Raw genomic sequence first — 6990 nt, 5'->3', positions numbered from 1 at the left:
CAAAAAATTGAAACATTAAATTCCCGTCAATATCAAACACTCTGATATGCGGACCGCCTCCTTTTCCAGCGCCTGTTATTATTTCGCTTATGCCGTCGCCGTCAATGTCTCCCGATGCGACATTCACGCCTCCGCGAAAATTTTTGTCATAAGCGAAAAATTGAGATTTAATTCTGTTTATTTGATCAAATACCATTATGTGCGGACCGCCTCCTTTTCCAGCGCCTGTTATTATTTCGCTTATGCCGTCGCCGTCAATGTCTCCCGATGCGACATTCACACCTCCGCGAAAATTTTTGTCATAAGCGAAAAATTCTTTTACAAAAAAGTTATTTTCTGATAAATTAAAAAAATTAATTGTTGGATTAAAATTATTATCCGGTGCTCCTAATAAATATTTTTGGGAATAATTGCGTCTGATAAAACGATCATCTATATTATCAACAGCTGCCTTGACGGAACGATAAACATCTAAAGATCCCTTGCCCATTTTTCCGCTAAATTTAGGTTCTAGATTGTCTAAACTGTTAGAAGTGTTGATTATTAAATCCATTATTTGGTCATTGTCAAAATGAGGATTAACCGACCTTATGAGAGCGGCTGTTCCACTGACTAAAGCTGTTGAAACAGAAGTGCCAGACCACCATCCTCCATAACGCTTGGAAAAACTATCGTCTATTTCTGAATAAAACAGAGTGCTATAAAAATTTTCTCCAATCACGCTCACATCAATGCTTTTGCTTCCATAATTTGAAACATTAAGCTTTTTCCCTGATTTATCTAATGCCCCCACTCCTAAAACAAAATTTTGTTCCTGATCTTCACAGACAGGATACATCGGAGTTTGATCCAAATCAAATCCATTATTATTTAAACTGTCATTGCCTGAGGCAGCAACAATCACAATGCCTTTTTTATGCGCCCTTCTTATCGCTTTGTCTAAAATATCGCTTTTGACAGATCCTACTAAACTTAAATTAATTATATCAGCTTTTTTTGAAATAGCGTAATTAATACCTTCAACAACAGCTCTTATGTTCCCTACGCCTTCATTATCTAAAATTCTAAGCGGCATAATTTTAGCGCGATAAGCCAATCCTATAATTCCCTCCCTATTTTCTCCTTTTGCCGCCGCAACGCCTGCCACAATAGTTCCATGATTTACTCCAATGTTTGAACAATTTCCATTTTCTAAACAATTATCTTCTAAATCAGGCAAAGCGCTATTATCATTATCAATAAAATCCCAGCCATTTAGATCGTCAATATAGCCGTTATGATCATTATCTATCCCATCGTCTGGAATTTCACCTAAATTAATCCAAATATTTTCCCGTAAATCAGGATGATTAATGTCAACTCCTGAATCTAAAAAAGCTATTGTCACTCCTCTCCCGTCAGAAATGTCCCAAGCGTCTTGCGCTCTGATTGATTTAAGATAATTTTGATTATAAAATAAAGGATCATTAGGAATTAGAACAGCGCTTGCCATATTTGGACAAGATAATAAAATTAAAAACAAAAATATAATAATTTTTCTAAACATAAAAAATCTAAAAACACTAAAATGGTTTTTATCTATTTAGTATTTATATTGTATCAACTACTATAAAAATTTCAATAGAAACTATAAATTTATATAAAAATCGAGAATAAAATTTACAAAATATAAAAAATCTGATATGTTAAAACTATGAATAACCTGACGCAAAAAACAAAAAAACTTTTTCTTTTAGGCGGAGATTTAACAACGCTTTATTTTTCTTTGTTTTTAACAATTATTATCCGCTATGGCTTTCCTATTGAAAACGGATTATGGCAAAAACATTTTCTGCCCTTTACTTTTATATACCTGATCTGGCTTGTTGTCTTTTATATAATAGGACTGTATGATCCTTCCCAACAGCAAAATAGATTGCCGTTTTATTCGCTATTGTGGAAATCTCTAGCAATCAACAGTACAATCGCAATCGGTTTTTTCTATCTTATGCCTAATATTGGGATCCAGCCAAAAAGAGTTTTGTTAATTAATATTTTGATATTTGCCGTGATTTTCTATTTTTGGCGGAAAATATACAACAATGCCGTTAGTTCCTCAGCTGTTAGAAATAATCTTTTAATTATAGAACTAAATAAACAGTCCTTAAAAATAATAGATAAAATTATAAAAAATCCGCAGTTAGGATACAAAATAATAGCAATCATAAATAGCGATGAAAACCAGCAAAATATAAATTTGCCAAGTAATATTAAAATAATCACTAATAATGATTTTGATTTAACAAAAATTATTAAACAGGAAAAAATCCAAACAATTGTCAGCGCGACGGATCATAGGTCAAATAAAAATTTAAGCAAACAGCTGTATAAAAATTTAAATTCGCGAATAAAATTTTTTGACCTTCCACGCTTTTATGAACAGTTAACAGGAAAAATTCCTGTTAATATAATAAATGAAATATGGTTTTTGGAAAATTTGCAAGAAAGCGAAAAAAAATTTTATGAATTTTTCAAACGAATTATAGATATTATTTTGGCGATTTTAGGACTCGCGATATCTCTGCCAATTTTACCGTTTTTAATTATAATTATAAAATTAGACAGCAAAGGATCAATCTTTTTTTCGCAAATAAGAACAGGAAAAAACAATAAAAAATTTTTAGCAATAAAATTAAGAACAATGGTTGACGGCGCTGAAAAAAATGGGCCTCAATGGGCGGAAAAAAATGATTCCCGCGTTACAAGAGTTGGAAAATTTTTGCGAAAAACAAGAATTGACGAAATTCCCCAGCTTTTTAATGTGCTTCATGGCGAAATGAGTTTTATTGGTCCGCGGCCTGAACGCCCAGAATTTATTGAAACCTTGGAAAAACATATCCCGTTTTACAAACAACGGTTAATTATAAAACCTGGCTTGAGTGGCTGGGCGCAGATCAATTTCCCTTATGGAGCGTCAATAAATGATTCAATGGAAAAAATGCAATATGATCTATTTTACATAAAAAACAGGTCAGCTGTTTTGGATTTAAGCATAACATTAAAAACAATTAATACGATTCTAAAAGGCGGCGGACGATGATCAAGCTTTGGAATTTTTGGGAAATTTGAGATAATTGGGATTATTGGGATGAATTATTTTTTAAAACAAACTCTATGAAAAAGGCGTTGATTACTGGAATTACAGGGCAAGACGGCTCTTATCTAGCGGAGCTGTTGCTTGAAAAAAATTATGAGGTGCATGGAATTATTAGACGCTCCAGCAGTTTTAATACAGGAAGGATCAACCATCTTTATAAAGATCCGCATATAAATGGCGTAAAAATGCATCTGCATTATGGAGATCTTTCTGATGGAACCAATATCAATAAAATTTTAGAAAAAATAAAACCAGACGAAATTTACCATTTAGGAGCGCAAAGCCATGTGCGAGTAAGTTTTGATTTGCCAAAATATACAGGAGATATATCTGGACTTGGAACAACAAGAATATTAGACGCAATTAAAGAAACAAAAATTAACACAAAATTTTATCAAGCGTCATCATCTGAAATGTTTGGAAAAGTGAAATCAGATGATTTACCTATTACCGAAAATACGCCTTTCTATCCTCGCTCGCCTTACGCATGCGCTAAAGTCTACGCTTACTGGATTACAAAAAATTACAGGGAGAGTTATAATATGTTTGCTTGCAACGGCATTTTATTTAATCATGAATCTCATCGCAGAGGCGAAACTTTTGTTACTAAAAAAATTACTCGCGGACTTGCCAGAATTAAATTAAAGAAAGATGATAAAATATATTTAGGAAATTTAGACGCTAGGAGAGATTGGGGATACGCAAAAGATTTTGTTTATGGAATGTGGTTAATGCTACAACAAAAAAAATCAGATGATTATATTTTAGCCACAGGTGAAACGCATAGTGTAAGAGAATTTGTTGAAAAAACATGCGAATTTCTAAATATTGATTTAATATGGGAAGGAGAAGGCGTTAATGAAAAAGGTATTGATAAAAAAACAAAAAAAACAATAATTGAAATTGATCCAAAATATTTTCGCCCAGCAGAAGTTGATATTTTACTAGGAGATTACAGCAAGGCGAAAAAAGAGTTAAAATGGGAGCCAAAAATTAAATTTAATAAATTAGTTGAAATAATGGCAAAAGCCGACTATGATAATGAAAAAAAATTCTAAAATTTACATTGTCGGTCATAGAGGTTTAGTTGGTTCGGCAATAACAAGAAATCTTTCCAACCAAGGCTATAATAATCTGATAACTAAAACAAGACAAGAGCTAAATTTATTAGACATTTTTGCTGTCGCTGATTTTTTTAAAAAAGAAAAGCCAGAATATGTTTTTTTAGCAGCGGCAAAAGTCGGAGGGATTATGGCAAATAAAAAATATCCGGCTGAATTTATTTATGAAAATTTACAAATTCAAAATAATATTATTCATAACGCTTATCTGAATAATGTAAAAAAATTGTTATTTTTAGGAAGCTCATGTATTTATCCAAAATTCGCCAAGCAACCGATAAAAGAAAAATATTTTTTAGATGGAAAATTAGAATCAACAAATAAAGCATATGCTGTAGCAAAAATCGCTGGAATCATAATGTGCCAGTCATATAATCAACAATACGGCGCAAATTTTATCTCCGTAATGCCCACTAATTTATATGGTTCAAATGATAATTTTGATTTAGAAAATTCGCATGTTCTTCCAGCTTTAATCCGCAAATTTTATGAAGCGAAAACAGATAATAAAAAAGAAATAATACTTTGGGGGACAGGAAATCCTAAACGCGAATTTTTATATGTTGATGATTTAGCTGACGCTTGTATTTTTTTAATGAAAAATTATAATGACTCTGAAATTATAAACATTGGAACTGGCAAAGATATTAGTATTAAAGAATTATCAGAAATAATTAAAAATATTATAAAATATAAAGGAAAAATAATTTGGGACAACAACAATCCTGACGGCGCGCCAAGAAAATTGCTTAATGTTGATCATTTGCGTAATTTAGGATGGAAACATAAAACAGAGTTAAAACAAGGAATTAAAAATACTTATAAATGGTATACGAAGTCAAAAGCCAGATAACCTATCTTATACAATTTAATTATAACAATTATGAATTATATTAAAATATTATTTAATAACTATAGTTGTTTAACCACAAATCTACAAATCAACTACAAATAATACAAATTTTATTTGTAATATTCGTATCAAATTTGTATATTTGTGTGAATTTACTGTTATTAAAAAAATTTATTTATGGTAATATTTTTTAAACAAACTTAGGCGCATAAAATTAGCTATATAAAAAAAATGATATTACTTGACACTTTTTGACACTTTAATGTATAATTAATTATATGGAACAAGAAATAAAACCAAATACAATATATACTACTTCTGAAACACAAAAACTATTAAAAATTAGTAATAGCACTGTTAAGCGCTTGCTTAAAAAAGGCCTATTAAAAGCCAATAAAGTCGGCGGACAATATAGAATATTGGGGAAAGAAATTTTACGATTAGTATCCCCTACTGCTGAAAAAAAAGCTATAAAATCTTATTTAAATTTGAAAAATAAAATAGTTGATAAAATAAACAAATGGTAAAAATTAGTTAAAAGTTGAAAGTTGAAAGTTTATAAAGCTAACAATATGAAAATAGAAAAATTTGAAGATATAATATCTTGGTAAAAAGCAGAAAGACTGACTGTTAATATTTACAATATTTTTAGAGATATTAAAGACTTTGGTTTTAAAAACCAAATTCAAAGGTCATCTGTTTCAATAATGAATAATATTGCTGAAAGATTTGAAAGAAAGGGTAATAAAGAATTTAAATATTTCTTATTTATAGCGAAAGGATCATGCGCGGAAACTAGATCAATGTTACATCTTTCACTACAACTTAACTATGTTAATAAAGAAAAATATAACGAGTTAAATGGATTATCAATTGAAATTTCAAAATTATTATCAGGACTTATTAAAACTTTATAACTTTATAGACTTTCAACTTTATGAACTCAACCGTTATAAAACCTAAAAAAACTTTTAGTTTTAATGATATAAAAGAAATTTGGAAATATAAAGAATTGCTTTATTTTTTTACTTGGCGCGATTTTAAAGTTAGATATAAACAAACAGTAATCGGAATTCTTTGGGCAATTTTTCAGCCATTTATGATAATGGTTGTTTTTACTATTTTTTTCGGCAAACTGGCAAAAATGCCGTCTGATGGAATACCTTATCCGATTTTTGTTTATTCAGGGCTGCTTTTATGGCAATTTTTTTCAACTTCTTTATCTGAAACTAGCAATTGCTTAATCGCAAATAAAGCAATTATTACAAAAGTATATTTTCCCCGTTTAATCTTGCCAATATCAAGCACAGCCACTAAATTAGTTGATTTTTTTATAGCGTCAGTAATTCTCGTTGGTATGATGATTTATTATCAATATACTCCAAATTTAATCGGTTTGTTAATATTGCCTCTTCTCTTAATAATCACTTTTATGGCAGCGGTTGGAATGGGATTATTTTTAGCTTCAGTTAATGTTAAATACAGGGATGTGCGATATGTTTTGCCATTTTTCATTCAAATGATGCTATTTGTGACGCCTGTTATTTACCCTGCCAGCATTGCCGGGAAATATTCATGGATTTTAGCTATAAATCCAATGACTGGCGTAATCAAAGCCGTAAGAGCAGCTCTGTTTGGAAATGCTCCAATAAACTGGCTGCTTCTTGGAATCTCAGGATTTGTATGTTTAATAGTTTTAATAATTGGCATAATTTATTTTAAAAAAACAGAAAGATATTTCGCTGATATAGTATAATTTTATGAACCAACCGATAATAACCGTAAAAAATATTTCCAAAAAATATAATATTACCTGCCAAAAAGGCGGCTATATTGCTTTACGTGATGTTTTAACAAATATTGCCAAAAAACCATTTTTA

At 30.3% G+C, this 6990-nt stretch carries 7 protein-coding genes; 6 read left to right on the top strand and 1 reads right to left on the bottom strand.

Annotation, left to right across the window (positions count from 1 at the left end; translation table 11 throughout):
• Nucleotides 1–1546 (bottom strand): S8 family serine peptidase (locus U9O55_01165; protein MEA2088436.1); only part of this gene is annotated, 1546 nt, incomplete at its 3' end.
• A gap of 147 nt (nt 1547–1693) precedes the next feature.
• Here U9O55_01165 and U9O55_01160 point away from each other — a divergent pair.
• The 6 genes from U9O55_01160 (at nt 1694) to U9O55_01135 (ending at nt 6866) form a co-directional block, all read left to right on the top strand.
• Nucleotides 1694–3079 carry a sugar transferase gene (locus tag U9O55_01160; GenBank protein MEA2088435.1) on the top strand — a complete coding sequence of 462 codons (1386 nt, stop codon included), beginning with the start codon at nt 1694–1696 and terminating at the stop codon, nt 3077–3079.
• Nucleotides 3080–3153: 74 nt separating this feature from the next.
• Nucleotides 3154–4194: a GDP-mannose 4,6-dehydratase gene (gmd, locus tag U9O55_01155; protein ID MEA2088434.1), complete on the top strand. Its 1041-nt coding sequence runs from the start codon at nt 3154–3156 to the stop codon at nt 4192–4194.
• The gene (locus U9O55_01150) at nt 4178–5110 is read left to right on the top strand and encodes a GDP-L-fucose synthase (GenBank protein MEA2088433.1); all 933 of its coding nucleotides are present in this window, start codon (nt 4178–4180) and stop codon (nt 5108–5110) included. The genes gmd and U9O55_01150 overlap by 17 nt, the downstream gene beginning before the upstream one ends.
• 278 nt (nt 5111–5388) lie before the next feature.
• Complete coding sequence (locus U9O55_01145) at nt 5389–5637, top strand: helix-turn-helix domain-containing protein (protein ID MEA2088432.1); 249 nt, start codon at nt 5389–5391, stop codon at nt 5635–5637.
• A 96-nt stretch (nt 5638–5733) separates the two neighbouring features.
• The gene (locus tag U9O55_01140) at nt 5734–6027 is read left to right on the top strand and encodes a four helix bundle protein (GenBank protein MEA2088431.1); all 294 of its coding nucleotides are present in this window, start codon (nt 5734–5736) and stop codon (nt 6025–6027) included.
• Nucleotides 6028–6047: 20 nt separating this feature from the next.
• Nucleotides 6048–6866, top strand: coding sequence for an ABC transporter permease (locus tag U9O55_01135; GenBank protein ID MEA2088430.1), 819 nt, complete (start codon nt 6048–6050; stop codon nt 6864–6866).
• The last annotated feature ends 124 nt before the right edge of the window (nt 6867–6990 follow it).

The organism is Patescibacteria group bacterium (assembly GCA_034660655.1).
In the GTDB taxonomy this organism is placed as follows: domain Bacteria; phylum Patescibacteriota; class Patescibacteriia; order JAACEG01; family JAACEG01; genus JAACEG01.
This window is presented reverse-complemented; position numbering and strand designations above follow the sequence as displayed.

Coding starts and splice junctions, on each gene's coding strand:
- U9O55_01145 (MEA2088432.1), top strand. CDS start 5,389: ATGGAACAAGAAATAAAACCAAATACAATATATACTACTTCTGAAACA.
- U9O55_01135 (MEA2088430.1), top strand. CDS start 6,048: ATGAACTCAACCGTTATAAAACCTAAAAAAACTTTTAGTTTTAATGAT.
- U9O55_01160 (MEA2088435.1), top strand. CDS start 1,694: ATGAATAACCTGACGCAAAAAACAAAAAAACTTTTTCTTTTAGGCGGA.
- gmd (MEA2088434.1), top strand. CDS start 3,154: ATGAAAAAGGCGTTGATTACTGGAATTACAGGGCAAGACGGCTCTTAT.
- U9O55_01150 (MEA2088433.1), top strand. CDS start 4,178: ATGAAAAAAAATTCTAAAATTTACATTGTCGGTCATAGAGGTTTAGTT.